At 52.6% G+C, this 25,114-nt stretch carries 34 protein-coding genes; 22 read left to right on the forward strand and 12 right to left on the reverse strand.

What is annotated here, in order from left to right:
* Positions 1-147 precede the first annotated feature (147 nt).
* The 3 genes from fliD to fliT are packed head-to-tail and all read left to right on the forward strand — an operon-like array spanning position 148 to position 2,348.
* The gene (gene fliD, locus AC6I8L_RS11465; RefSeq protein ID WP_058959872.1) at positions 148-1,578 is read left to right on the forward strand and encodes a flagellar filament capping protein FliD; all 1,431 of its coding nucleotides are present in this window, start codon (positions 148-150) and stop codon (positions 1,576-1,578) included.
* A gap of 9 nt (positions 1,579-1,587) precedes the next feature.
* The gene (gene fliS, locus AC6I8L_RS11470) at positions 1,588-1,995 is read left to right on the forward strand and encodes a flagellar export chaperone FliS (RefSeq protein WP_038646375.1); all 408 of its coding nucleotides are present in this window, start codon (positions 1,588-1,590) and stop codon (positions 1,993-1,995) included.
* Positions 1,995-2,348, forward strand: coding sequence for a flagella biosynthesis regulatory protein FliT (gene fliT, locus AC6I8L_RS11475; RefSeq protein ID WP_058959873.1), 354 nt, complete (start codon positions 1,995-1,997; stop codon positions 2,346-2,348). Before fliS ends, fliT begins: the two co-directional genes overlap by 1 nt.
* A 73-nt stretch (positions 2,349-2,421) precedes the next feature.
* Here the strand turns inward: fliT and yedD are convergent, their stop codons facing one another.
* Positions 2,422-2,889, reverse strand: coding sequence for a lipoprotein YedD (gene yedD / locus AC6I8L_RS11480; protein ID WP_058959874.1), 468 nt, complete (start codon positions 2,887-2,889; stop codon positions 2,422-2,424).
* A gap of 148 nt (positions 2,890-3,037) precedes the next feature.
* Between yedD and AC6I8L_RS11485 the strand changes: the two genes are divergently transcribed.
* On the forward strand, positions 3,038-3,361 hold the full coding sequence (locus tag AC6I8L_RS11485; protein ID WP_034824381.1) for a DUF6388 family protein: 324 nt from the start codon (positions 3,038-3,040) through the stop codon (positions 3,359-3,361).
* 194 nt (positions 3,362-3,555) lie between these two features.
* Here the strand turns inward: AC6I8L_RS11485 and iraP are convergent, their stop codons facing one another.
* Positions 3,556-3,849, reverse strand: coding sequence for an anti-adapter protein IraP (gene iraP, locus AC6I8L_RS11490; protein WP_058959875.1), 294 nt, complete (start codon positions 3,847-3,849; stop codon positions 3,556-3,558).
* A 171-nt stretch (positions 3,850-4,020) separates the two neighbouring features.
* Between iraP and AC6I8L_RS11495 the strand changes: the two genes are divergently transcribed.
* Positions 4,021-4,260: a DinI-like family protein gene (locus AC6I8L_RS11495; protein WP_038646364.1), complete on the forward strand. Its 240-nt coding sequence runs from the start codon at positions 4,021-4,023 to the stop codon at positions 4,258-4,260.
* Positions 4,261-4,279: 19 nt separating this feature from the next.
* On the opposite strand, the gene AC6I8L_RS11500 is transcribed toward AC6I8L_RS11495, so the two are convergent.
* The 4 genes from AC6I8L_RS11500 to AC6I8L_RS11515 form a co-directional block, all read right to left on the reverse strand.
* The gene (locus tag AC6I8L_RS11500) at positions 4,280-4,546 is read right to left on the reverse strand and encodes a hypothetical protein (RefSeq protein WP_034824391.1); all 267 of its coding nucleotides are present in this window, start codon (positions 4,544-4,546) and stop codon (positions 4,280-4,282) included.
* Between the two features lie 127 nt (positions 4,547-4,673).
* Positions 4,674-5,195, reverse strand: a complete 522-nt coding sequence (locus AC6I8L_RS11505) for a RodZ family helix-turn-helix domain-containing protein (RefSeq protein WP_153012276.1) — start codon at positions 5,193-5,195, stop codon at positions 4,674-4,676.
* Between the two features lie 82 nt (positions 5,196-5,277).
* Positions 5,278-5,607: a hypothetical protein gene (locus AC6I8L_RS11510; protein WP_034824398.1), complete on the reverse strand. Its 330-nt coding sequence runs from the start codon at positions 5,605-5,607 to the stop codon at positions 5,278-5,280.
* On the reverse strand, positions 5,588-5,977 hold the full coding sequence (locus tag AC6I8L_RS11515; RefSeq protein WP_034824400.1) for a hypothetical protein: 390 nt from the start codon (positions 5,975-5,977) through the stop codon (positions 5,588-5,590). The genes AC6I8L_RS11510 and AC6I8L_RS11515 overlap by 20 nt, the downstream gene beginning before the upstream one ends.
* 144 nt (positions 5,978-6,121) lie before the next feature.
* Between AC6I8L_RS11515 and AC6I8L_RS11520 the strand changes: the two genes are divergently transcribed.
* Positions 6,122-6,769 (forward strand): helix-turn-helix domain-containing protein, encoded by a 648-nt coding sequence (locus tag AC6I8L_RS11520; protein WP_058959877.1) that lies wholly within the window; start codon positions 6,122-6,124, stop codon positions 6,767-6,769.
* 57 nt (positions 6,770-6,826) lie between these two features.
* Here the strand turns inward: AC6I8L_RS11520 and AC6I8L_RS11525 are convergent, their stop codons facing one another.
* A complete protein-coding gene (locus AC6I8L_RS11525; protein ID WP_038646357.1) occupies positions 6,827-7,075 on the reverse strand; it encodes a hypothetical protein in 249 nt (82 codons plus the stop codon).
* 247 nt (positions 7,076-7,322) lie between these two features.
* Between AC6I8L_RS11525 and AC6I8L_RS11530 the strand changes: the two genes are divergently transcribed.
* Positions 7,323-8,534: a diguanylate phosphodiesterase gene (locus tag AC6I8L_RS11530; protein ID WP_058959878.1), complete on the forward strand. Its 1,212-nt coding sequence runs from the start codon at positions 7,323-7,325 to the stop codon at positions 8,532-8,534.
* Positions 8,535-8,585: 51 nt separating this feature from the next.
* On the opposite strand, the gene AC6I8L_RS11535 is transcribed toward AC6I8L_RS11530, so the two are convergent.
* From AC6I8L_RS11535 to fliE, 3 genes are all read right to left on the reverse strand, one after another.
* Positions 8,586-8,768: a hypothetical protein gene (locus tag AC6I8L_RS11535; protein ID WP_045815127.1), complete on the reverse strand. Its 183-nt coding sequence runs from the start codon at positions 8,766-8,768 to the stop codon at positions 8,586-8,588.
* A 229-nt stretch (positions 8,769-8,997) separates the two neighbouring features.
* Positions 8,998-9,705 carry a YnfC family lipoprotein gene (locus AC6I8L_RS11540; RefSeq protein ID WP_058959879.1) on the reverse strand — a complete coding sequence of 236 codons (708 nt, stop codon included), beginning with the start codon at positions 9,703-9,705 and terminating at the stop codon, positions 8,998-9,000.
* A gap of 109 nt (positions 9,706-9,814) precedes the next feature.
* Complete coding sequence (fliE, locus tag AC6I8L_RS11545; protein ID WP_034824419.1) at positions 9,815-10,126, reverse strand: flagellar hook-basal body complex protein FliE; 312 nt, start codon at positions 10,124-10,126, stop codon at positions 9,815-9,817.
* Between the two features lie 235 nt (positions 10,127-10,361).
* Here fliE and fliF point away from each other — a divergent pair, with 235 nt between their 5' ends.
* The 15 genes from fliF to AC6I8L_RS11620 all read left to right on the forward strand — a co-directional run bounded on the left by fliF (position 10,362) and on the right by AC6I8L_RS11620 (position 24,332).
* A complete protein-coding gene (gene fliF, locus AC6I8L_RS11550; RefSeq protein ID WP_058959880.1) occupies positions 10,362-12,098 on the forward strand; it encodes a flagellar basal-body MS-ring/collar protein FliF in 1,737 nt (578 codons plus the stop codon).
* Entirely contained in the window at positions 12,095-13,087 is a 993-nt protein-coding gene (gene fliG / locus AC6I8L_RS11555) for a flagellar motor switch protein FliG (protein ID WP_058959881.1), read from the forward strand. The genes fliF and fliG overlap by 4 nt, the downstream gene beginning before the upstream one ends.
* Positions 13,080-13,781 carry a flagellar assembly protein FliH gene (gene fliH / locus AC6I8L_RS11560; RefSeq protein WP_034824427.1) on the forward strand — a complete coding sequence of 234 codons (702 nt, stop codon included), beginning with the start codon at positions 13,080-13,082 and terminating at the stop codon, positions 13,779-13,781. Before fliG ends, fliH begins: the two co-directional genes overlap by 8 nt.
* On the forward strand, positions 13,781-15,145 hold the full coding sequence (gene fliI, locus AC6I8L_RS11565; protein WP_045815130.1) for a flagellar protein export ATPase FliI: 1,365 nt from the start codon (positions 13,781-13,783) through the stop codon (positions 15,143-15,145). The genes fliH and fliI overlap by 1 nt, the downstream gene beginning before the upstream one ends.
* Positions 15,146-15,168: 23 nt before the next feature.
* On the forward strand, positions 15,169-15,612 hold the full coding sequence (gene fliJ, locus AC6I8L_RS11570; protein ID WP_038646338.1) for a flagellar export protein FliJ: 444 nt from the start codon (positions 15,169-15,171) through the stop codon (positions 15,610-15,612).
* On the forward strand, positions 15,609-16,892 hold the full coding sequence (locus AC6I8L_RS11575) for a flagellar hook-length control protein FliK (RefSeq protein ID WP_058959882.1): 1,284 nt from the start codon (positions 15,609-15,611) through the stop codon (positions 16,890-16,892). Before fliJ ends, AC6I8L_RS11575 begins: the two co-directional genes overlap by 4 nt.
* Before the next feature lie 130 nt (positions 16,893-17,022).
* Positions 17,023-17,508 carry a flagellar basal body-associated protein FliL gene (gene fliL, locus AC6I8L_RS11580; RefSeq protein WP_034824439.1) on the forward strand — a complete coding sequence of 162 codons (486 nt, stop codon included), beginning with the start codon at positions 17,023-17,025 and terminating at the stop codon, positions 17,506-17,508.
* A 4-nt stretch (positions 17,509-17,512) separates the two neighbouring features.
* Positions 17,513-18,520, forward strand: a complete 1,008-nt coding sequence (gene fliM / locus AC6I8L_RS11585; protein ID WP_034824442.1) for a flagellar motor switch protein FliM — start codon at positions 17,513-17,515, stop codon at positions 18,518-18,520.
* Positions 18,513-18,920: a flagellar motor switch protein FliN gene (gene fliN, locus AC6I8L_RS11590; RefSeq protein ID WP_034824445.1), complete on the forward strand. Its 408-nt coding sequence runs from the start codon at positions 18,513-18,515 to the stop codon at positions 18,918-18,920. The genes fliM and fliN overlap by 8 nt, the downstream gene beginning before the upstream one ends.
* Positions 18,921-18,922: 2 nt before the next feature.
* The gene (gene fliO / locus AC6I8L_RS11595) at positions 18,923-19,318 is read left to right on the forward strand and encodes a flagellar biosynthetic protein FliO (protein WP_034824448.1); all 396 of its coding nucleotides are present in this window, start codon (positions 18,923-18,925) and stop codon (positions 19,316-19,318) included.
* A complete protein-coding gene (fliP, locus tag AC6I8L_RS11600; RefSeq protein ID WP_034825234.1) occupies positions 19,318-20,049 on the forward strand; it encodes a flagellar type III secretion system pore protein FliP in 732 nt (243 codons plus the stop codon). Before fliO ends, fliP begins: the two co-directional genes overlap by 1 nt.
* 77 nt (positions 20,050-20,126) lie before the next feature.
* Complete coding sequence (fliQ, locus tag AC6I8L_RS11605) at positions 20,127-20,396, forward strand: flagellar biosynthesis protein FliQ (protein ID WP_034824451.1); 270 nt, start codon at positions 20,127-20,129, stop codon at positions 20,394-20,396.
* Positions 20,396-21,184: a flagellar biosynthetic protein FliR gene (gene fliR / locus AC6I8L_RS11610; RefSeq protein ID WP_058959883.1), complete on the forward strand. Its 789-nt coding sequence runs from the start codon at positions 20,396-20,398 to the stop codon at positions 21,182-21,184. The genes fliQ and fliR overlap by 1 nt, the downstream gene beginning before the upstream one ends.
* A gap of 629 nt (positions 21,185-21,813) precedes the next feature.
* A complete protein-coding gene (gene rcsA / locus AC6I8L_RS11615; protein WP_058959884.1) occupies positions 21,814-22,449 on the forward strand; it encodes a transcriptional regulator RcsA in 636 nt (211 codons plus the stop codon).
* A 176-nt stretch (positions 22,450-22,625) separates the two neighbouring features.
* Positions 22,626-24,332, forward strand: a complete 1,707-nt coding sequence (locus AC6I8L_RS11620; protein WP_058959885.1) for a methyl-accepting chemotaxis protein — start codon at positions 22,626-22,628, stop codon at positions 24,330-24,332.
* Positions 24,333-24,410: 78 nt separating this feature from the next.
* On the opposite strand, the gene dsrB is transcribed toward AC6I8L_RS11620, so the two are convergent.
* Positions 24,411-24,605 (reverse strand): protein DsrB, encoded by a 195-nt coding sequence (gene dsrB, locus AC6I8L_RS11625; protein ID WP_034824463.1) that lies wholly within the window; start codon positions 24,603-24,605, stop codon positions 24,411-24,413.
* Positions 24,606-24,672: 67 nt separating this feature from the next.
* Positions 24,673-24,831: a YqaE/Pmp3 family membrane protein gene (locus tag AC6I8L_RS11630; protein WP_034824466.1), complete on the reverse strand. Its 159-nt coding sequence runs from the start codon at positions 24,829-24,831 to the stop codon at positions 24,673-24,675.
* Between the last annotated feature and the right edge of the window lie 283 nt (positions 24,832-25,114).

The raw sequence follows: 25,114 nt of genomic DNA on the forward strand, positions 1-25,114 counted from the left end.
AACCCAATACTTTTCTAGCGCCGGAAATACCCTTCTCTATAGCCTTTATTCGCTTTATCACTCGCTGGTAAATAAATCTAAACTTTGCCTCAGATAAGCCGATAACCGCGGTATTCACTCTCCGTGTCGACATGAAAAGGAAACAACATGGCTAGTATCACTACCCTCGGTGTCGGTTCAGGCCTCGACTTAAGTAGTATCCTGGATAGCTTATCCACTGCGGAAAAAGCCTCCTTAACACCGATCTCCAATCAGCAGAGCGCTTATACCGCAAAGCTGAGTGCCTACGGTACGCTCTCCAGTGCGTTGACGACTTTCCAGACCGCCAACACCGCGCTGAACAGTGCAGACCTGTTCTCTGCCACCACCGCCACCAGTAGCAGCAGCGCCTTCAGCGCCACCACCTCGGGTACCGTGGTTGCTGGCAAATACAGCGTGGCTGTTACGCAACTGGCACAGGCACAGACCCTCACCTCTGCGGTGCAAACCAGCAACACCACCGCATTGGGCGACAGCTCTGCCACCAGCCGCACTCTGACCATTAAGCTGACTGATGGCACCAGCAAAGATATCTCGCTGACCACCGATCAGACTTCACTGACCGGCATGCGTGATGCCATCAACGGTGCCAGTGCTGGCGTTAGCGCCAGTATTATAAAAGTGGCCGACGGTTCTTACCGCTTGTCGCTGACCTCTTCCAAAACGGGTGAGGCCAATGCCGTTTCATCGATTAGCGTGACGGGTGATGACACCCTGAACAATATCGTAGGTTTTGATTCGACCAAGACCGATGCCGATAACCCGATGGATGTGAGCGTGGCGGCGCAGGATGCCGAACTGACGGTGAACAACGTAGCGATCACCAGCAGCACCAACACGATTAGCGATGCACTCGAAGGCATTACGCTAAACTTGAGTGACACGACCAGCGGCAACCAAACGCTGACCATCGCGCAGGATACGTCAAAAGCATCAACGGCTATTTCGAACTTCGTCACTGCCTATAACACGCTATTGGATCAGTTCAATACCCTGACTAAATACACGGCAGTGGATGTGGGATCTGATACGCAAGACTCCAGCAACGGAGCCCTGGTAGGCGACAGCACTTTGCGCAGCATTCAGACCCAAATTAAAAGCATGTTGACGAACTCTTCCAGTTCATCAACGTATAAAACATTAGCGCAAATTGGTATCACATCCGATCCATCGACGGGTGAACTTACGCTGGATTCTGACAAACTCTCAACCGAGCTGACTAAAGATCCGGACGGTATTAAAGAGATGATTGTTGGTGATGGCAAAACCACCGGTATCACCACTACTCTGGCTACCAATCTCACTAGTTGGCTCTCTTCAACTGGCAGCATTCAGTCGGCCAAAGACGGTGTCAGCAAGACACTGAATAATTTGACCGAGCAGTACAACGACATGAACACGCGCATCAACAATATGATCGCGCGTTATAAAGCACAGTTTACCCAACTGGACGTCACCATGAGCTCGCTGAACAGCACCAGTTCTTACCTGACGCAGCAGTTTGAATCATCAAGTAGCTCCAGCAGCTCATCTTCATAAGGAGTAATCATGTACAGCGCAAATGGCACCCAAGCCTATGCAAAAATTGGTGTGGAAAGCTCCGTAATGAGCGCCAACCAACAGCAACTGATTACGCTGCTGTTTGACGGCGCGATCAGTGCACTGATCCGTGCCCGCCTGTTTATGCAGGATGGCAATATTCAGGGAAAAGGTAATTCGATTTCCAAAGCGATTAACATTATCGAAAGCGGGCTGAAGCAGGGTCTGGATGAGCAGTCAGGCGATGACCTCACCGACAATCTGTTAGGTCTTTATGCTTATATGGTTCGCCGGTTGATTCAGGCGAATCTGCGTAATGATGTTGAAGCCCTCGAAGAAGTAGAAGGTCTTCTGCGTAATATCGCGGATGCCTGGAAAGAAGTCGCACAACCTCAACACCTTCAGGACGCCGTTTAATGAATAACGCACCGCAACTGATCACCGTTTATCAAGAGTTACTCGATCTCAGCCATGGAATGCTGCGCCTGGCCGCAGACGGCGAATGGGATGACCTGATTACAAAGGAAGTGGATTACGTCAGTGCGGTGCAAACTTTGGCCCGCTCGACTGAGGCCTCGCCACCGTCCAACTATTTGCAAGAACAACTGCGTCCGGTACTGCGCCATATCCTGGACAATGAGAGTGAAGTCAGACGTCTACTACAGGCGCGCATGGATGAACTGTCGCAGTTGATTGGTCAATCTACAATGCAAAAGTCGGTCATGAGTGCTTACGGCAAGCAAGGCAATGTCTATCTGCCACAGAATTAATTTACGGCGGGCTAAATAAGAAACGGGTGAGCTGATGCTCACCCGTTTCTTATTTAGAACTGTGCTCACAAAATCACTTCTGCGCAGGGACCGACACCGGCTCCATAATCTGCGGCTGAATATCCTGAATCACCGCATCCTTCGGACGCTTCGCCACTTCTTTCAGCGCCTGCTGGCACTCAACAGTGGGTTGGTCGACCTTACGCATGCGCAAGCCGTCATAACGCAGTTCACCGTTCTCCAGCGTCAGCGGCATCACGCGCACCTGACGCGTCACGTTGACCCACTCATCGCTCAGGCGGGTTAACTTGCCTGGCTTGGCAATTACGCGCTGCCACTGGCGGCAGTCCAGCGTGTCGCCTTCTGCACCGATGATCAGGCTGCCCATCGCCTGGCCACTGATCAACTTGCTCTGCGGTCCGACAGTCTGCCAGTTACCTTGCAATTCCACTGGTGCCGGGGTTTTTACCGCTTCATCGTAATTGCTGATTTGCGCACATCCGCTCAAGCCCAGCGCGGCCAATACCATCCACTTTTTCATTCCTGGTCCCTACACTCGCCTCAATGGCGGCTACGTTATAATTTTTCGCGTAAGTTACGCAAGGAATCTCGGTGAAAACCCGGCTGAGCCTGACAATACGGCTCGCGCACGTTACACTAGCGCGCAAGTCGATAAGCAGGAAATTCGCATGAAAACCCCAGAAGAGTATTACGCCCAGGCCCGCACGATGTTTTTTGCCGCGCACGCCGATTTTCAAGCCGCGCTGGATGAACTGACCGAGAGCGATGCGCGCGCGGCCAACTTGTCACTGCGCCAACTGCGCGAGTGGCACGCTGAGCGCATCTATGCCGCATTCTTACGCCAGAAAAAGCTGGATGGCATGCTGTTTTCCATTCAACTGGCAGAGCCTGATAAAGCGGTTGCTGCTGAAGCGATTGAAACTTACCTGAAATCCCATGCGGAAGCGCTCGGCATGACGTGGGAAGAGTTTTGCATTAAGAACGAACTTTAAGCGCAGCGGCCCTAAATTATCTCAAACACACCTCTAACCACACAAATCGGCAAGGAAAAAGTTGTACAATCCTGAATAAGTTGTATAACTTGTATCTGACGGCTTCGGTCGTAGATTGTCCTTGAACGAAGGTGCTATTGCGCCGCCTCTGGAGGAGTTGCTGGATTTCCCCTCCAGAGGTAGTATTTTTTTGCTTACCCCTCGCGCTCAATCCCTTTCACTTCCACATAACTTGCCACCGCCAATAGACGATTGATGTGCGTCAGCAGCAGATCCACATCTGACTGTAAAAATTGCTGCCCGGCACGCGATGCGGTCAAAATGGCATCCTGAACGGTGTCGCTGATCGTTAAGTTATTATCCTGCTTCGCCTGAATCAATAAGGCCGCAATCAGTAATGACTGTGCCTCAACCTGCGCCACCAACTCTTTTGCTTCCGTATCCATTTTTGCCATTTTCAACAAAATATCGATCACCAGTTGACGCATGTTTACCCCCTAAAAAAGCCAATTCGCTTTGTAACGCTGTTGAGTATCAGTGCAAATCCCGCTAACTGTATCTCAGATAGAAAAATATTCTTACCTATAGGGCTTCGAGCCTTGCCACTGTTTTTATTTACAGTAATATGACGCACCCTCTTTGAAGAATGGACTGCCCTGATGTTTGTGGAGCTGATTTACGATAAGCGCAACGTCGCCGGTTTACCAGGCGCACGTGAGATGATATTGCAGGAATTGGAGAAGCGCGTGCAACGCGTATTTCCTGAGATCGAGGTACGCGTCAAGCCAATGGAGCGAAACGCCATTGATACCGATCTGAGTAAGAATGATAAAGCGACGGTGGCACGTATTGTCGAAGAGATGTTCGATGAAGCCGAAATGTGGCTGGTGGCCGATTAAGCCACCAGCGCGGGGGAACTTAGCTTTCTTGCTCGCTGTGATTGATGGCGATCTCTAAATCCTGAATCGCCAGCTCGATATCATCTAACAACTGTCCCTGCTTGTTGAGTAGCGTGTCAAAACGTCCTGCGTACTCTTTGTCTTTGTACTCGCCTGCATCAAATGCCAACCAGTGGCTGGATAGCGTCTCAGTGTTAGTCTGCGCATAGTGACGCATCTCTTTTAACTGGGAGGTGACATCACGCAGGTAGTCAGTTTTGGTTTTGATTGCCTCTGTATCACTCATGCTATCTTCCTTTTCGCTAATTAAACCCGTTTAAATAACGTTTGAATCATTAAAGTTAGTAGAAAATAGCGAGACCGCATTAAGAATAATCGGAAGATGAAAAGGCGACCCGAAGGCCGCCTGAGCATTACAGATACTTGCGCGCCAGGGCGATCAGCTCATCCTTAGCCGCGGCACCTAGCTTCTCAACCCCATTTTCAACAAAGTTAAATGCCTGAGTGAAGTCCTTCACGCTGGCATTGATGTCCTGACTGACAGCATCCGCAATGACTCCCACGGCAGGTTGCTCAGCGAGAATCCCGACGGTAGAAGCCGTTGACGGCCCAGCGCTGGCAGAACCGTTGGCCAGAGGATCGGGCGTGGCCAACTGCTGGGTGAGATCCGTTGCACTCGCAGCGTCCGCCCCAAGCTGTGCCTCGCTGCCAGCATTCACCGCTGGCGTTGAGGAGGCAGGGACGGGTGCACTACTTACAGCTGAAGTTGAAACATCCTGTGCTGGTGCACTATCCACGGTTGTCGTTGAGGCATCGGTCACTGTCGCACTGCCCGGCACCGCCACCTCATTAGCAAAACTCTCTAATGGTGACAGCGTGCTGGCATCCGGTGTTGCAGTTGCTGCACTATTTTCGATTACAGTTTGGTCGCTCATAATTTTCTCCTTCTTGCTTAATAAAGACCGCAGTCGGCCGAAGCTGGCTGCAATCCGCTCGGTAATACTCATCATGGCCTCCTTAATGCGTCGATTCGGGTGGCGCGTCTTCCCCCACAACCTGCTTCACTTTGTCCGCTGTCTTGTTCGCGGTGCGGTCCGGCAAGCCATCGAGTTTTTTCTGCAATGTCACTAACTGGCTGGTCAATTCCGCCACCCGCGCTTCCCGCCGATCGGAAATCGCACGGTACTGCTGTCGGATATCCTCCACCCGACGATTGGCGCTGTTATTCACGAACACGAACATAATGGTCATCGCCACACACAGCAGCGACAGCATCAGCAGCAGACCGCCCAGCAGTAGCTGACGCCGATGGCCGCGCACTGAAAATTCACTGTTTATCTGCACCATCGCGACTCTCCTCTAAGGTGGTGATCAGTTGATTGATCTGACTGCGGAATTTATCGCTGTGATCAGATTCCGTGGTGGCTAACAGAATGCCCAACGCGTTCTTAATCAGCCGTAGATCGGTCTCCAGCGAAGAGATGCGCCGCAGGTTTTTGTCGTGGCGAATACGCAGGTCATCGTTCTCCTGGCGCATCAGCGCATGGCTCTCCTTGAGAAGCATCACCTGCTCTTTATAGCTGGTGATGATCTCGCCGCCGGCGCGATTGCTGGTGACGATGGCCGCGATGCCGGCCATTAAGGGTTTCCAAAACACAGCTGCCGCACCGCCACCGAGAAGTAGCGCACCGACGCTGGTCACCAAACTACTTTCCATGCCTCACCTCTCTTCACTGGCAAGGGATCCGCCCGAGAAACATGTTGTCCGCCCTTGCCAGTTGCGCGGCCAACATCAGAATTTAAGTTTACTTTAATTAATAAATTTAAGTATACTTAAGTAAAACCCAGCGGAGTTGTCAAGATGATGAAAAAAGAATCTGCAGGTGAACGCATTCGCAGCCGTCGTAAAGCGCTAAAGCTCACGCAGTTAGTGGTGGCAAGTGGCATTGGCGTGTCACATGTCGCTGTTTCACAATGGGAAAAAGATGAGACGGTCCCGCGCGGCGAGAACCTGTTGCGGCTGGCAGAACTGCTGCAATGTACGGCAGCTTGGATAATTGATGGCGAGGGCGAGGTGTTTACCGCCCCGCTTAACGTCAGTGATGTCAGTGCTCTGCCGTTGATCACTCTGGCGCAAGCTGCTGCGTGGATGCAGGAGCAACGCTTATTGATTCAGCAGCAGGCGACCCGCTTTCTCTACAGCGATAGCAGACTGAGTGAATCGGCGTTGGCTATCACCCTTGAGGATGCCGCCATGCAACCTGACTACCGACCCGGCGATACACTGATATTCGATCCTGCCGTTAATCCACAACCGGGTGATGCGGTGCTGGCGCTCATCAATGGTGTTGCACAGGTGCGCATTTATCGTTTGATGGCCGAGCAGCACGACGAACAAATTTTCTCGTTGCGGCCGTTAAATGATGACTTCCCCGCGCAGACATCGGCGGAGAAAAAGATTGAATTAATCGGAACTATGATGGAAATGCGCCGCTATCGCGCCAGATAAGAGAATGCAAAAAACCCGCCTATGAGCGGGTCAAAACCAGCAAAACTACGGCAATTATTACAAAACGTCGGTCAAGTGATCGACGACAACCCTCCCGTGCACATCCTTCTGCGTAATGCGATAGTTAACACAATATGAGCGGCGGTTGCAGAGCTTATCGAACAGCGTCACGCTGCCTTTTTGCTTGCCGTCTACGCTAACAATATGCCATTCAGTGACATCTTCCTGACCGCGGTTGTTGAGTCTTAATACGCTCTGTTCAACTAAACGGTCGCTATCATCAATCTTTAAATAGTCGCGTAACATTATGCTCACCTCTGGTTAACGAGGGTCAAGATACGCTTTTTATTTATCCATTCAATCGAAATTATTTATCGTAAATACTCCCCCGGTGCAATTAATTAACAATTCGATTTGACGCCGTTTCGCTAGCCGTTTCGGTTAACTCATTAATTGGAAAATAGTTTACGATTCGAGTCTATATTGGTGGACAGCCCCCGCCCCAGGCCTGCTACTGTAGGCCCCACAATAATAAGCTGTCCGGACAATCGCTATGCTTACCACCATCATTTATCGCAGTCACCTCCATGACCATGTTCCTATCAAAACACTTGAAGACATGGTGACCAAAGCGAATAACAAAAACAGCTCGCACGATGTCACAGGCATTCTGCTTTTTGATGGACTGCACTTCTTCCAGTTACTTGAAGGGCCCCGTGACGCTGTGCAGGGTATTTATGATCGCATTTGCCTGGACGCCCGCCACCACAATCTGGTGGAGTTGATGCATGACTTTGCCCCCGCTCGCCGCTTTGGCAAAGTGGGTATGGAGCTGTTTGATTTACGCGAGCATGATAAATCCATGGTGCTGCAAGCCGTGTTAGACAAAGGCACCTCGCGCTATCAACTGACCTACGATGATCGCGCGTTGCAGTTCCTGCGCACCTTTGTTATCGCTCGTGATAAAGAGAACTATTTTGAAATCCCCGCAGCCAGCACATGGGAATTTATTGCGGATGAGCCATCTCGTACCCTTCAGAATGAAGTCATTGAGTCACTGAAAGAGTGCCACTTCGCCTTTCAGCCGATTATCGATCCGTTTGCACGCCGCGTGGCATCGTATGAGGCGTTAATCCGTACCCCGAATGGCGGTTCGCCAGGCGAATACTTTTCGGCCTTCGGTGGCGAGGCTGTTTATCATGCGGATATTCAGTCTAAAAAACTGGCGTTCGAACTGGCGAAAAAATTAGGTATTGGCGAACACAGTACCTCCATTAACCTTCTGCCAATGTCCCTGGTCACGGTTCCTGATGCGGTGGAGTTTCTGCTGACGCAGATTGAAGCCAATGGTTTGGTCCCCGAGCAGGTGATTGTTGAAGTCACAGAAAATGAGATCATCTCGCGCACCGATGAGTTTGCGGCACAGGTGCGCAAACTGAAATCGGCGGGTATCAGTCTGGCCCTGGATGATTTTGGCGCGGGCTTTGCTGGCCTGTCACTGTTATCAAGATTTCAGCCGGACAAAATTAAGATTGATCGTGAGCTGATTAGCGATGTGCACAAAAGCGGTCCTAAACAGGCCATTTTGCATGCCATCATTAAGTGCTGTAACTCGCTGGAGATTGCGGTGATTGCAGAGGGCGTGGAGAAAGCCGAGGAGTGGATGTGGCTGGAAGCGGCAGGCATTAGCCAGTTCCAGGGGTATCTGTTCGCGCGTCCGCAGTTAAATGGTTTCCCGGCTATCGCCTGGCCGGAAATCAAATAGCGAACGGTTAGAGAGAATAAAAAAACCGCCTTTAACCGGCGGTTTTAGCATTTAAAGCGGGAAGTAACCCGGTGGTAATAATCGATCGCTGATGACCTGGTAGTTCATCAACTTAAAAGAACTTAAGGTGATGGGCACGGCAACGCAGGGACGGTACCAGCCAAATTGCTTTATATATCGCCAGACTTCTGGTGGGTTATCTTTATCTCTAACCCAGTAATAACCTTCTTTCATTCTTACACGCTTCTTGTCGCTGCAACCCTTACTCAACACTCCTCAACGCCTCGCGTGATGCGCATGTTGCACACCGAGTTCCCTGCTCTGACGAATGCTTACCTAAGGCCCACACTTTAGCATATCGAGCGCGCAATTGATCAGTAAGTGATTGTTTTATTTAGCGCTTCGCTTATCGGCGCCGATATTAACGGCATAAAAAAAGCCGCATTCGCGGCTTACTCAAGCATCAATAATAGGTGACATCAATGGTGCCGTACTGCTTATCCGTGACTTGCCCTTCGGCATCAGTGGTCACGGTATCACAGCGGAAAGGAACATCATTCTTATACTGGCATTGCGTGGTAACCGTCTTGCTTTGCTCGTTTCTTTGCACCGTCGTCACCACATCGGATATCTTTTTTGCGTCCGTATCATGTTTGGCACTGGCGCGTGACACTTCCTCATCGCCCTTCTTAATACTCAACAGCGTCATATCACCGACGTTATTGTAGGTCAGATGGAATTTAACATCGGAGGCGGGAGAGGAGATTTGATCAACCCAACCCTGATCGTTATAGCCAATATCCACCGTCATGCTGGGAGTGACTTTTTTTATTACCGCGCACTGCTTATTCAGCGTGACGACCACATCCTGACCGTTTTCTGTGCCAGTCAGTTTATCGCCTTCCCGCGTCACTTCGGTGATATCTCCGGCTTTATCAATGGATTTCACATGGGCAATACAGCCTTGCCCATCGAACGCGATATCGACATCAAAGATTGGCGTGTCGTCGGCGCTAAACAGGCGCTGATGCGTGCTTTTGACTTTGCCGGGAATGGCTTCGAACTGATAGAGGTAAGCGTAATTTTTCATCTGCGGTGCAAAGTCCGCATTTTTATTATCACAGCCGGATAGCATGATCGTTGCCATCAGCAGCAGCAGGGTGGGCTTCACGTGAGAATCCTCTTCTCGATATACGCGGTGTGTCAGGCCAGCATCATGCCGCTGTTACTGAAAAAGATAAATGCTTTCCCGCCTGACACCGCAACAATGTTTGCAGCCACTACACCTGCATGTTCATGATATCGGTGTACGCCGATACCAGTTTGTTACGCACCTGAATCCCCATTTGCATGGAAATGGAGGATTTCTGCAGATCGACCATCACATCGTTTAACTGGATGCCCGGTTTGCCCATTTCAAAATCCTGTGCCTGGGTGCGCGCCGCGGTTTGCGTGTCGCTGATCTTATCCAGTGCTGCTTTCATGGTGGCACCAAAATCTACCTGATTGGTTGACTCGGCCTGCTTGCCGCTGGCCTGTAACGACGTTAACTGCAGCTGCTGCAACACACCATCAATTGCCTGAATCGACATTGCCTGTACCTCATTAAAGAAGGGTTTAAATTTTCACGCTGCAAAAGTTAACACACTGTCAATAGGACAAAGGCGCTAAATAAACGTAAAAAACCTAGCTTATCCAGCCATCGAAGTGACCCGATTCATCAATAATGCCAGCCATAAGATTGGAATTTCATTTAAGACGTTGCTTCAGGGAGTCTGTTTTGTCACCACAACTAACCCGGTCAATTATGTCAGGCAGGAATCGGTCATGAATGCGAGTGCAGCCGCCACACAAGATACCGCAAAGAAAGGTTTCAATGACCTTCTGGCTCGCCTGCGCGCCAATCCGCGAATTCCAATCATTGTTGCTGCCGCTGCCGCTATCGCAGTGGTTTTTGCATTGGTGCTGTGGGCTAAAGCCCCTGACTATCGCGTCCTTTATAACAACCTCTCCGATGAGGATGGCGGCGCGATTGTTACCCAGCTAACGCAAATGAACATTCCTTACCAGTTCGCCGAAAACGGCGGTGCCTTAATGGTGCCCGCCGATAAGGTACATGAACTGCGTCTGCGCCTGGCGCAACAGGGGCTGCCGAAAGGTGGCTCTGTTGGCTTTGAGCTGATGGACAAAGAGAAGTTCGGCATCAGCCAGTTCAGCGAGCAGATCAACTACCAGCGTGCGCTGGAAGGTGAGCTGGCCCGCACCATTGAAACGCTCGGCCCGGTCAAGAGCGCGCGCGTGCATCTGGCGATGCCAAAACCTACGCTGTTCGTGCGTGAGCAGAAAGCGCCTTCGGCCTCCGTGACATTGAACCTGCAACCGGGTCGCGCACTCGATGAAGGCCAGATTCAGGCCATTCAGCATATGGTGTCGAGCAGCGTCGCCGGTCTGCCGCCTGGCAACGTGACCGTGGTGGATCAGGCCGGTCGTCTGCTGACTCGTTCTGACAGCGAAGGTCGTGACCTGAATGATGCACAGCTGAAGTATGCGTCTGAAGTGGAAGCGCGTTATCAGCAGCGTATCGAAGCCATCCTGAATCCGATCGTTGGCCAGGGCAATGTGCATGCGCAGGTGACAGCGCAGATCAACTTTGACCGCAGCGAACAAACCGACGAGAAGTACAAACCGAACGCCGATCCAAACAGCACGGCGATTCGCTCGCGTCAGACCAATACCAACCAGCAGAATGGCAGCCCGTACCCAGGTGGCGTGCCGGGTGCGTTGTCGAATCAACCTGCCCCTGCGAATACTGCGCCGGTTACCAATCCGCAGCAGCAAAATGCTAACGGCCAAAATGCCAACGGCCAGAATGCGAATGGCCAGAACAACGCGGCGAACAACAACGGCACCACCACCAGCACGCAGCAAAGCAGCGGCCCGAGCAGCTCAAGCCGTAACGACACCGTGAACTACGAACTGGACCGCACCATTCGCCACACCAAGGTCAATGTGGGCGATGTGCAGCGTCTGTCGGTGGCCGTGGTGGTGAACTACCGTGATGACGGCAAAGGCAAAGCCGTTGCACTGAACGATCAGCAGATCAAACAGATTGAAGATCTGACCCGTGAAGCGATGGGCTACTCGCAGAATCGTGGCGACAGCGTCAACGTGGTGAACTCGCAGTTCAACATGACTGAGCCGTCTGGCGGTGACCTGCCGTTCTGGCAGTCGCAAGCCTTCTTCGACATGTTGATGAGCGGTGGTCGCTGGCTGCTGGTGGCGCTGGTTGCCTTCATCCTGTATCGCAAACTGGTTCGTCCGCAGCTGCTGCGTAAGAAAGCGCAGGAGCAAGCGGCAGCAGAAGCGGCGGCAGCCCGTGCGGAAGCGCTGGAATCTGAGGAAGCTTATAACGTGCAGCTCAGTAAAGACGAGCTGGATCAGGAGCGTAAATCCAATAACCGCATGAGCGCCGAGGTGATGAGCCAGCGCATCCGCGATATGTCTGAAAACGATCCGCGCGTTGTGGCGCTGGTTATCCGCGAATGGATGAGTAAAGAACTATGAGTCTGACCGGTACTGAAAAAAGCGCCATTCTGATGATGACCATTGGCGAAGAACGTGCGGCCGAGGTATTCAAACACCTCAACCAGCGTGAAGTGCAGCACCTGAGCGCCGCGATGGCGGGGATGCGCCAGGTGTCGCATAAGCAACTGACCGAAGTGCTGCGCGAGTTTGAAGCAGATGCCGAGCAGTTTGCTGCGCTCAGCCTCAACTCCAATGACTATCTGCGTTCAGTGCTGATCAAAGCGCTGGGCGAGGAGCGTGCTTCAAGCCTGCTGGAAGATATTCTCGAGAAGAACGAGACCACCAGCGGCATGGAAACACTCAACTTTATGGAACCTCAGGCAGCGGCCGATCTTATCCGCGACGAGCATCCGCAGATTATCGCCACCATCCTGGTGCACCTCAAACGTGGCCAGGCTGCAGATATTCTGGCGCTGTTCGACGAACGCCTGCGTCACGACGTGATGCTGCGTATCGCCACCTTCGGCGGTGTACAGCCAGCGGCGCTGGCAGAACTGACCGAAGTCCTGAACGGTCTGCTGGATGGCACCAACCTCAAGCGTGCGAAGATGGGTGGCGTGAGAACCGCAGCCGAAATTATCAACCTGATGAAAACGCAGCAGGAAGAAGCGGTTATCGAAGCGGTACGCGACTTCGACGGCGAGCTGGCACAGAAGATCATCGACGAGATGTTCCTGTTCGAAAACCTGGTGGAAGTGGACGATCGCAGCATCCAGCGCCTGCTGCAGGAAGTGGAGTCCGAGCAGTTGCTAATCGCCCTGAAAGGTGCCGAACAGCCGCTGCGCGAGAAGTTCCTCAAGAACATGTCAGCGCGTGCAGCCGATATCCTGCGCGACGATCTGGCCAACCGTGGTCCGGTGCGTATGTCGGCCGTGGAGAACGAACAGAAAGCGATCCTGCTGGTGGTCCGTCGCCTGGCAGAATCCGGCGAAATGGTAATTGGTGGTGGCGAGGAAACTTATGTCTGATGCCTTTTCCGCCCGTGCGTGGCAGCGCTGGCAGCCTGATGATTTAGGCAGCACCTTCAAAGTGGCGGAAGAACTGCCGCAGGAAGAGCCGGCTGTGGATGTCGAAATGAGTGCCGAAGCTGAGCAACAGCAGATGCTGGAGCGCATGCAACAGCAGATGCGCAAAGATGCACAGACGCAAGGCTATAGCGAAGGCTATCAAAAGGGCTTTGCCGAATCGCAGCAGAACGGCTACGACGCCGGTTTTCAGCAAGGGCTAGCCGATGCCCAGCAGCAGCAGGCGCCCTTACAGGCGCGTATGCAGCAGCTGGTGACCGAGTTCCACCATACGCTGGAAGCGCTGGATAGCGTCATTGCCTCTCGTCTGATGCAGCTGGCGCTGGAAGCGGCGCGCACGGTCATTGGCCAGGCCACACAAGTGGATGGCACCGCCCTGCTGCGCCAGATTCAGCAACTGATTCAACAAGAACCCATGTTCAGCGGCAAACCGCAGCTGCGTGTGCATCCTGATGATTTACAGCGTATTGAGCAGACACTGGGCCCGACGCTGGATCTGCACGGCTGGAAACTGCTCGCGGATAATTCACTGCATCCCGGCGGCTGTAAACTCAGCGCCGAAGATGGTGATCTCGATGCCAGCGTGGCAACCCGCTGGCAGGAACTGTGCCGTCTGGCCGCACCGGGGACCTTGTAATGACCTCGTCGCGTCTTTCCCGCTGGCTTGGCGCACTCGATGCCTTCGAGGATCGTATTTCGCAGGTGCAAACCGTGCGCCGCTATGGCCGTCTGACCCGTGCTACCGGTTTAGTACTGGAGGCCACCGGGCTGCAACTGCCGCTCGGTGCGACCTGCATCATCGAACGTCACGACGGTAACAACATCACTGAAGTGGAAAGTGAAGTGGTGGGTTTCAACGGTCAGAAACTGTTGATGATGCCGCTGGAAGAAGTGGACGGCATTTTGCCGGGTGCGCGCGTTTATGCCCGTTTTAGCGGTGACAACGCACAAGGCGGTAAACAGCTGTTGCTTGGGCCAGAACTGCTCGGCCGCGTGCTGGATGGCGCAGGCAAACCGCTGGATGGTTTACCTGCCCCGGACACCGGCTATCGTGCGCCCTTGATCACCGCCCCGTTTAACCCACTGCAACGTACGCCAATCCACGATGTACTGGATACCGGCGTACGGGCGATCAACGCCTTGCTGACTGTCGGGCGCGGTCAGCGTATGGGCCTGTTTGCGGGTTCCGGCGTCGGTAAGTCGGTGTTGCTTGGCATGATGGCGCGTTATACCAAAGCCGATGTGATCGTGGTTGGCCTGATCGGTGAACGTGGCCGTGAAGTCAAAGAATTCATTGAGAACATCCTCGGCGCAGAAGGCCGTGCGCGCTCGGTGGTGATCGCCGCACCGGCTGACGTTTCGCCGCTGCTGCGTATGCAGGGTGCCGCGTATGCCACACGCATCGCGGAAGATTTTCGCGATCGTGGCCAGCACGTGCTGCTGATCATGGACTCCCTCACCCGCTACGCCATGGCGCAGCGTGAGATCGCCCTGGCGATTGGCGAGCCACCGGCCACCAAAGGTTATCCGCCTTCCGTGTTCGCGAAGCTCCCCGCCCTGGTGGAACGCGCCGGTAACGGCACCCACGGCGGCGGTTCGATTACGGCTTTCTATACCGTGCTTACCGAAGGTGACGATCAGCAAGACCCGATTGCCGACTCGGCGCGCGCCATTCTTGATGGTCACATTGTATTGTCGCGCCGTCTGGCCGAAGCCGGTCACTATCCGGCGATTGATATTGAAGCCTCAATCAGCCGTGCGATGACCGCGTTAATTGATGACACCCACTACGCGCGGGTGCGTCAGTTTAAACAACTGCTCTCCAGTTTCCAGCGCAACCGCGATCTGGTGAGTGTAGGCGCGTATGCCGCTGGAAGCGATCCGATGCTCGATAAAGCCATCAAGCTTTACCCGGAGATGGAAGCCTTCCTGCAACAGGGTATTTTCGAACGCAGCGACTATGACGACGCCAGTCTGCACCTGCAGGCCATGTTCGGCTAGCGCGAGCCCAAGCGAGGTAAGCCATGAAAACTGCCAGTGCAATCGATAAGCTGCGCGATATGGCGGAGCAGGATTTGGAACAGGCCGTGATTCATTTAGGTGACATGCGCCGTGGCGTAAAGCAGGCGGATGAGCAGCTCACCATGCTGCTCGACTATCAGGATGAGTACCGCAATAAGCTCAACACCGATATGTCAGGCGGTATTTCCAGCCTGCGCTGGACCAATTACCACCAGTTTATCCAGACGCTGGAGAAAGCCATTGAACAGCATCGGCAACAGCTGAATCAGTGGAATCAACGTCTGGATCAGGCGCTGAGCAGCTGGCAAGAAAAGCATAAGCGATTGAATGCGTATCAAACACTGATCACTCGCGCTGCCGAAAACGCATTACGACAAGAAAACCGTCTCGATCAGAAACGGATGGATGAATTTGCCCAACGGGCCGCTATGAGGAGAGGCGAATGATTACGCTGCCAACTATGGTTACGCAAACCTCTAAAGTCAGCGATGCAGACAGTGCTGTAGCATCGGACAATTTACTGGGTACAGATGCGCTGCCACAGGGATTTATCACTGAACTGGGTAACCGCTTACTGACGCTGGCTCAGCAACAAGGTGTTAACACGCAATCGACTGATCTGACAGCAGAAGTCGATGAAAAAGGCGTCACAAAAGCGTCATTAAGCGCGTTATTGCAGGCACTGGACAAACCAGAGGCGTTAAACGCACTTTTACAACCGGAAAACACTAAAGCCACGCTGAAATCAGCCGATGATAAAGACAAGTCTGAAGCAAGTTCGTTAAGTGCCAGCGACTTACAGAATGTTCAGGCACTGTTCGCGATGTTACCGGTTGCGGTTGAAGCGCGCAACAGTCAGAGCGCCGTCAGCGTCAGCACGGATAAAACCTCTGCCGATGCAGAGACTACGCTAAACGGATCATTGTTAAGCCGAACACTGCAGAACGCCGTGAAAGATGAACAAGAGGCACAATCCGACAGTACGCCTCATAAGAAATCCAGCGATGTGCTGAGCGGTGTCAGCCGTGATGTCAGTACAACGACAGCCAGTAGCAGTGCCGCTGCCGCCAGCACCACGGCCAGCAGCAGTAACAGTAACAGCGCACTGTCACTGGATGAAAGCTTTAAGCAGGTGCTGAGCACGCTCAGCAAACCGGAAGAACATCGTAATACTCAGAGCGACACGGTAACAGCATTAACCAGCGCCCCGGTCAGCAGCAGTAGCACACTGACCAACAGCACGGCGACGACCAGCACCACTCCGTCGACGCCGATGCTGAATGCCCAACTCGGCAGCAATGAGTGGCAGCAGGCGTTAAGCCAGCAAATCGTGATGTTTAGTCGCAACGGTCAGCAAAATGCCGAATTGCGCTTACATCCCGAAGATTTGGGTGCTATCCAGATCAACCTGACCCTCGACAAGGATCAGGCGCAGTTAAGTATGGTTTCCAGCCACAGCCAAGTGAGGGCCGCGCTGGAAGCGGCTCTCCCTCAGCTGCGTACAGCGCTGGCGGAGAGCGGTATCAACCTGGGACAGAGTAATGTCAGCAGCGACGCCTTCGCACAAAGCCAGAATTATCAGGGCCAGCAGGAAGGACGTCGTGATGGCCAGCACGGCAGCTTTACCCTCTCCCAGGACAGTGAAAACGAGATAACGCCTATTGCCGTCCCGGCAGCCCTTCAGGCGCGCGCGACAGGTAACGGCGCTGTCGATATCTTTGCCTGACAGCGGCTAAACGCTGAAGGTAAGCGTAAAACCCGCGTCTTTTCTTCCCATTGTTTGACTTAAGACGCGGGATAATCTGTCCAGGCGAGCCGAGAGGCTTGCCCATAATTCACAGGAAGTAACTGCAAACATGTCTGATAACGCGAAAGCTAAAGGCCGCAAACGTTCACTACTAATACCGGTGTTACTGATTGTAACGCTGGCCGCTTGCAGCGTGGCAGGCTATGCAGTCTGGCGAATGATGAATAAACACGGGGATGACAAACCGGAAGCGGCGAAAGTAGAGCCACCGGCCGCCCCTGTATTTTTTGCAATGGATACGTTTACGGTTAACCTGGTCAATCCTGACAACGATCCCGACCGTGTGTTGTACGTAGGCTTTACCCTGCGTCTGCCGGATGAGGATACCCGTCGTCGGTTGAATGATTACCTGCCTGAGGTGCGCAGCCGTTTACTGCTGCTGCTCTCGCGTCAAAGTGCCGCTCAGCTTGCCACAGAACAAGGTAAGCAGGCCCTGGTTGAGCAGATCAAACAGGCATTGGCGCCACCGCTGGTAAAAACGCAACCGCCACAGGTGGTCAGTGACGTGCTGTTTACCGCCTTCATTTTGAGGTGATTTAATGGGCGATAGCATTCTCTCCCAGGCTGAGATTGACGCGCTGCTTAATGGCGACAGTGACAGCGCGGAAGTAGAGAACAGTTCCAAAGGGACCGATGGCGATATCCGTCCCTATGATCCTAATACTCAGCGTCGCGTGGTGCGCGAGCGTCTGCAGGCGCTGGAGATCATTAACGAGCGTTTTGCCCGTCATTTTCGTATGGCGCTGTTTAACCTGCTGCGCCGTAGCCCGGATATCAGTGTCGGTGCGATCAAGATTCAGCCTTACCATGAGTTTGCCCGCAATTTACCGGTGCCAACCAACCTGAACCTGATCCACCTGAAACCACTGCGCGGTACTGCGCTGGTGGTATTTTCACCGAGTCTGGTGTTTATCGCCGTAGATAACCTGTTTGGTGGTGATGGCCGTTTCCCGACCAAAGTGGAAGGCCGTGAATTTACCCATACCGAGCAACGCGTCATCCGTCGCATGCTGAAGCTGGCACTGGATGGTTACAGCGATGCCTGGAAAGCGATTTACCCGCTGGATGTTGAGTACGTCCGTTCGGAAATGCAGGTGAAATTTACCAACATCACCACTTCGCCGAACGATATCGTGGTCAACACCCCGTTCCAGGTCGAGATTGGTAACCTGGTGGGTGAATTTAATATCTGTATTCCGTTTTCAATGATTGAGCCGCTGCGCGAGCTGCTGGTCAATCCACCACTGGAAAACTCCCGTCAGGAAGATACGCACTGGCGCGACAATCTGGTGAAACAGGTGCAGCACTCGGAGCTGGAGCTGATTGCCCACTTCGCGGAAACATCCATGCGCCTGTCACGTATTTTGCAACTGAAACCTGGTGACGTCCTGCCCATTGAGAAGCCGGACCGCATCATTGCTCACGTCGATGGCGTACCGGTACTGACCAGCCAATATGGCACCATGAATGGCCAGTACGCGCTGCGTGTTGAACACCTGATTAACCCGATTTTGAATTCGCTGAACGAGGAACAGCCCGATGAGTGACAGCAAAAAACCGTCCGATGATATTTCTGCGGACGACCTGTGGGCTGAGGCAATGAACGAGCAGGCAACCACCAGCACGCCTGATCCAACCGAGAACGTTTTCAAATCGTTTGAAAGCAACGGTGCCAGTGGCTCGCTGCAAGACATTGATCTGATTATGGATATCCCGGTCAAACTCACCGTGGAACTGGGTCGCACCAAGATGACCATCAAAGAGCTGCTGCGCCTGACGCAGGGTTCCGTGGTGGCGCTGGATGGCCTGGCCGGTGAACCACTGGATATCTTGATCAATGGTTACCTGATTGCGCAGGGCGAAGTCGTCGTCGTGAACGACAAATATGGCGTGCGTATCACCGACATTATTACGCCATCTGAACGTATGCGTCGTCTGAGCCGTTAAGCATGTTAAAGAACGCGCAAATTGGCCAGCCTGTTCATAGCCAGCCGGTGGTCTCTACCGGTTCGGTGATTGGGCAAGTCAGCAGCGTGCTGGCAGTGATTGTTCTGCTGATTCTGGCCTGTGGCTGGCTGGCAAAACGCCTTGGCTTTGCGCCCAAAACCGTCAACACCCAGGCGCTGAAAATTAGCGCCAGCGTGCAGGTGGGTCGTCAGGAGCGGGTGGTGATTGTTGACACCGCCGATGCGCGTTTAGTGCTGGGCGTCACCGCCCAGCAAATTACCCATCTGCATTCGCTGCCGCCGCTGCCACCTGAAGAGCTGGTGAACAAAACCGTGGCGCCGCAGGATTTTCGTCAGCTGTTCCAGAATCTGGTTAAACGTCCCGGAAAACCCCAATGATGCGTCGATTGCTTCCCCTCTTGCCGCTGCTGTTGCTGGCACCGGTTGCGCATGCGCAATTGCCAGGACTGGTCAGCCAGCCACTGGCAAATGGCGGCCAGAGCTGGTCACTGCCGGTGCAGACGTTGGTGTTTATCACCTCGCTGACCTTTATTCCGGCCATTTTGCTGATGATGACCAGTTTTACGCGCATCATCATTGTTTTTGGCTTGCTGCGTAACGCCTTAGGCACGCCTTCTGCCCCCCCCAATCAGGTTTTGCTTGGCCTTGCGCTGTTTTTAACCTTCTTTATTATGGCGCCGACCTTCGACAAGATTTATAGCGACGCCTATTTGCCGTTCAGTCAGGACAAAATCAGCATGGACGTAGCGATCGACAAAGGCGCTCAACCGCTGCGTGAATTTATGCTGCGTCAGACACGTGAAGCCGATTTAGCGCTGTTTGCTCGTCTTGCCAACACCGCGCCGATTCAAGGTCCGGAAGCCGTACCGATGCGCATTTTGCTGCCGGCTTACGTCACCAGTGAACTGAAAACTGCTTTCCAGATTGGTTTTACTGTGTTCATCCCGTTCCTGATCATCGACCTGGTGGTTGCCAGCGTGTTGATGGCGCTGGGGATGATGATGGTGCCGCCGGCGACCATTTCTCTGCCATTCAAGCTGATGTTGTTTGTGTTGGTGGATGGCTGGCAGCTGCTGGTGGGTTCACTGGCACAAAGTTTCTACTCCTAGCGGCACACCTGGAAGTCGATGGCAACTCTCAATCCGGTCGGCCTGAAGGCCGCAACATATAACGCCAGGAGCGCAGCATGACACCCGAATCGGTTATGGTCATCGGCCAGGAAGCAATGCGAATTGCCCTGATGCTCGCCGCCCCGCTGTTGCTGGCGGCACTGGTCAGCGGTCTGATCATCAGCCTGTTACAGGCGGCCACGCAGGTCAACGAACAGACACTCTCCTTTATTCCTAAGATCCTTGCCGTTGCCGCCACCGCGGTGATTGCTGGCCCGTGGATGCTGAACCTGATACTGGATTACATGCGTAATCTGTTGACCAACTTACCTTATATCATCGGCTGATGATTAACCTCGATAGCAGCCAGCTGGTCCATTGGGTCGCGCAATTTTTCTGGCCGATGGTACGTTTGCTGGCACTCTTTGCCAGTGCGCCGGTGCTGAGTGAGAAATCCATTCCCAAGCGCGTGAAAGTGGGCCTCGCGGTATTGACGACCTGGATCGTCATTCCCGTGTTGCCTCCGGTAGAAGTCACGTTATTTACCCCCGCCGGTTTTTGGATCCTGTTACAGCAATTACTGATTGGTGTGGGGATTGGCCTGACCATGCAACTGGCGTTTGCCGCGGTGCGTATGGCCGGTGAAGTCGTTGGATTACAGATGGGCTTATCCTTTGCCACCTTCTTTGATCCTGGCAGCCGCCTTAACATGCCCGTGCTGGCGCGTTTTCTCGATATGCTGGCCATGCTGCTGTTTCTGACCTTCAACGGACACTTGTGGCTGATTTCGCTGCTGGTGGACAGTTTTCATACCCTGCCGATTAATGATCAACCCCTCAACGCCAATGCTTTTATGGCGCTGGTGAAGTCCGCCGGGTTAATTTTCCTTAATGGGATGATGTTAGCGCTGCCCTTAATAGTTTTATTGCTCACGCTAAACATGGCACTAGGTTTGTTAAACCGTGTTTCACCACAACTGTCGGTTTTCGCGATTGGCTTTCCGATTACCTTAACGGTGGGGATCCTCAGCCTGGGTATGATGATGCCACTGCTCGCCCCCTTCTGCGAACATCTCTTCGGCGAAGTCTTTGATTTACTCGCGCAGTTTGTCTCAGAACTCTCCCACGCACGCTAATTAACGATTCTGTAGAAGTTCTTATGCGATAGTTAAGTATTCAAAATCAATCTGTGCATTTTTCGAACCATATTTCTCAGAAATCAACTGAGGTTATTCTGATAAATGCGCATTTCAGGTGAAAATTATTCTTATTAAACGGCGCTTCGCGTATTTTAGTCAGACGATTCCTAAGGTGATAAACCTTGAGAATTGGTTGAATAAATGCTCAAAGGGCTGTTTTTAAACAAAAAAAATATTACAGCGATTTTTCTTGTCTAAATCCCTTTTTTCCGGCATTGTCAACACTCGCTGAAACGTCACACTTTCGCGATTCAAATGTTTTTAAGAATTGTCCTATCAGATTTGTCTGTGACTTGCGCGATAGTGACAGGGCTCTCAAAAACAGAGCGAATTACACACTTAATGCAAACTCCCGGCGATTCCCACTATCGCGGGGACTAGAGTGACGTGGAAGTAACACAACAAACTTCGCAGAAGGGTTCAGGGATAGAGTCATGATGGCGCACGGATATCATTCGCCAGTCTGCCGAGCAGAATAAAAAAGTGTCTTTGGAAATCTCTCTCGTACCGCAAACGCGTATTCATCGTTGATTTAAACGGATAACAAATTGGTGAGGGTCGCTATAATGCCAACGATTATTATGGATTCATGTAACTACACACGCCTGGGATTATCAGACTATATGTCGGCCAAAGGAGTTAAAAAGAAAAATATTACTCCGGTCTCTGATATTGAACAACTGCAACAAAGATGTGAACAGTTAAAGCCTGGTGTCGTATTTATTAACGAAGAATGCTTCATTCATGAATCCGATTCCAGCGATCGTATTCGTGCCATTATTATGCAGCATCCAGATACGCTATTTTTTATCTTTATGGCGATCTCGAACATCCATTTTGAGGAATACCTCTACGTTCGTAAGAACCTGATTATTACGTCAAAATCGGTGAAAACCTCGACTCTGGATTCACTGCTCGGTACTTACCTGCAAAAGAAACTCAGCGCTACCCCGCGTATTTCAGCAGGCCTGGACATTCACCCACTGACATTAAGTCAGACTGAATCAAATATGCTGAAAATGTGGATGTCAGGACATGACACCATTCAAATTTCAGACAAGATGCAAATTAAAGCCAAAACGGTATCGTCACACAAAGGTAATATAAAACGCAAAATTAAGACACATAATAAACAGGTTATTTATCATGTGGTGCGACTGACCGATAATGTGACCTCCGGTATTTATGTCAACGTGCGATAGTCCTGCATGTAAACAGTTTGAGTAAATAGCCGTAGCCGACAAAGGGCCAATCCGCAGATTGGCCCTTTGTCGTTTTGCCTGGATCTGCGAGCCAGGTCTCACTTCGCCCCCTAATCCTTTAGCCTGAACTGCCGATGCTTGTTCTCAGAACACCTACCCAAAATGAGAGCAAGGATATGAAAACAGCATCGATTGATGAGCAATATAAGCTCAGCATCTGGCAGAACCTGCGCCTGATGCCTCTTTTCAGCATGATCTTTGGTGGCATTCTGCTGCTTTTTGCCCTGTGTATCGGCCTCGCCAGCTATTTTTTAACCCAGAGTAATAATTCCCTCAACGATGCGACGGATGAAATTCAAATCCGTATGGGCATCTCTAATAGCTCGAACCATTTGCGTACCGCTCGTCTGAACGTGCTGCAATCCGGCGCCGCTGCCCGCATCGGTGAAATGGACGGCTATCGTGCCGATCTGGCGCGCACGGAGACCCGCATCAAGCAAGCGCGTGACGGTTTTAAAACTTACATGGACCGCAAGGCGAAAACGCCGGAGGATATCGCGCTGGATGCGCCACTTACCGCGGCATTCAATGACTATATCGACAAGGGATTGAAGCCGATGATTGAGTCGGCTAAGCAAGGCAGCTTCGAAGGGATCGTGGCGCAGGAAACCGACGTGACACGCAAGTTGGATGATGCGTATAACGCGGTATTACTGAAAGCGATAAAAATTCGTACTGACCGTGCCGAAGCGATCAACGCGGAAGCTGCGCACCAGTCCCGCGTCGGCTTTATTGCCATGGCTGTGGCCTTTGCTGCTGCACTGGTATTGGTGCTCCTCACCTTCGTCTTCCTCCGCCGTGTGGTGATCAGCCCGCTGCGTCAGTCGGTTGAGCGTATTGAGCGTATTGCGCAGGGCGATCTGACCGCACCGGAACAAGCGTATGGCCGTAGCGAGATCGGTAGCCTGTTGCATAATCTGCAACTGATGCAGGCCGCACTGGTGCGTACCGTAGGCACCGTCCGCGAAGGCGCCGTTGCCATCTATCAGGGTTCCAGCGAGATCTCAGCCGGTAACACCGATTTGTCTTCACGCACTGAGGAGCAGGCTTCTGCGCTGGAGCAAACCGCTGCCAGCATGGAACAGCTCACCGCAACCGTGAAGCAAAATGCGGAAAACGCCCACCATGCCAGTCAACTGGCTGCGGATGCTTCCGGCAAAGCCCGTAGCGGTGGTGAGTTGGTGCATGGCGTGGTGAAAACCATGAACAATATCTCTGGCAGCTCGAAGAAAATTGCTGAGATCACCAACGTCATTAACAGTATCGCCTTCCAGACCAACATCCTGGCGCTGAACGCGGCGGTAGAAGCAGCGCGTGCCGGTGAGCAAGGGCGTGGTTTCGCCGTCGTAGCGAGCGAAGTACGAAATCTGGCCCAGCGCAGTGCCCAGGCCGCGAAAGAGATTGAAACGCTGATTGCCGAGTCGGTTGATCTGATTAATAACGGTTCACATCAGGTGGGCGAAGCCGGCTCAACCATGGGTGAGATCGTCGAGGCGGTGCGTCGCGTCACCGATATTATGTCGGAAATTGCCGCCGCCTCCGATGAGCAGAGCCGTGGCATTCAGCAGGTGAGTCTGGCGGTTACCGAGATGGACAACGTGACGCAGCAGAACGCCTCGCTGGTGGAAGAAGCCTCTTCAGCGGCCGCCTCGCTGGAAGATCAGGCGGGTCGTCTGACACAGGCCGTTGCGGCATTTAAACTTAACGATTCACCCGCATCGCGAGTGATGACACCTTCATCAGGCACCCTGAAGGCCCCGACGCTGACACCGCGTCCAGCATTGGCAGCGGCGAACAGTAACGACAACTGGGAAACGTTCTAAACCCTCTCGCCGTCATTGATGGCAGGGGTTGATATGCATCAGGTGCACCTTATGTGCACCTGATTTTTTTATGCAGTCTTAAGCTTCCTCGTAGGGCTCAACAAACACCCCTTCCGCATGGTCGCTTTCATTAAAGAACCAAATCCCCAGCGGATAATCCTCCAGCGCCACCAGGTACATGGTCCCTTCATTAAAACCTTCAACTGCCAGTACTGTACCCACGCGACGTGGGCCGCCATCGGTTTTTACCGTTACGCGGTCATTCACCTGCATTGATTACTCTCCAGATATTGTCCTGAATACAGTGTAACGGAAGAAAATGGCGGCCGCCTGATCCGGATCAGCGTCGGGCGATTACCCACACTGCATGCACAATGCCCGGGATATAACCGCACAGCGTGAGCAGGATATTCAGCCAGAAGGCGCCGCCAAAGCCCACCTGCAGAAATACACCCAGCGGTGGCAGTAAAATCGCAATCACAATTCGAATAAAATCCATACTAACTCCCTGATATCACTTATTTATCGTCAAGCTCTAAGCATAGCCGCTGATTCGCTTGATGCGATGACAGACGGGTAAAGTTCTGTCAAACCGCGGCTTTTCACTTTCTTAACAGTACGCAGAGAGACTTCTGACGCGGGTAGCCCGTACACTTCTTCGTACTGCACCAACCCCAAAGGCGCAGTCAACCTAAAAGTAACAAGGATTTTTGCCCGCGCAGCGCGGGCTTTTTTTTGCCTGAAATCTGCCCTTTCCTGCCCATTCTTCCCTTTGTCTATAC

It is taken from the genome of Type-E symbiont of Plautia stali, from assembly GCF_059731115.1.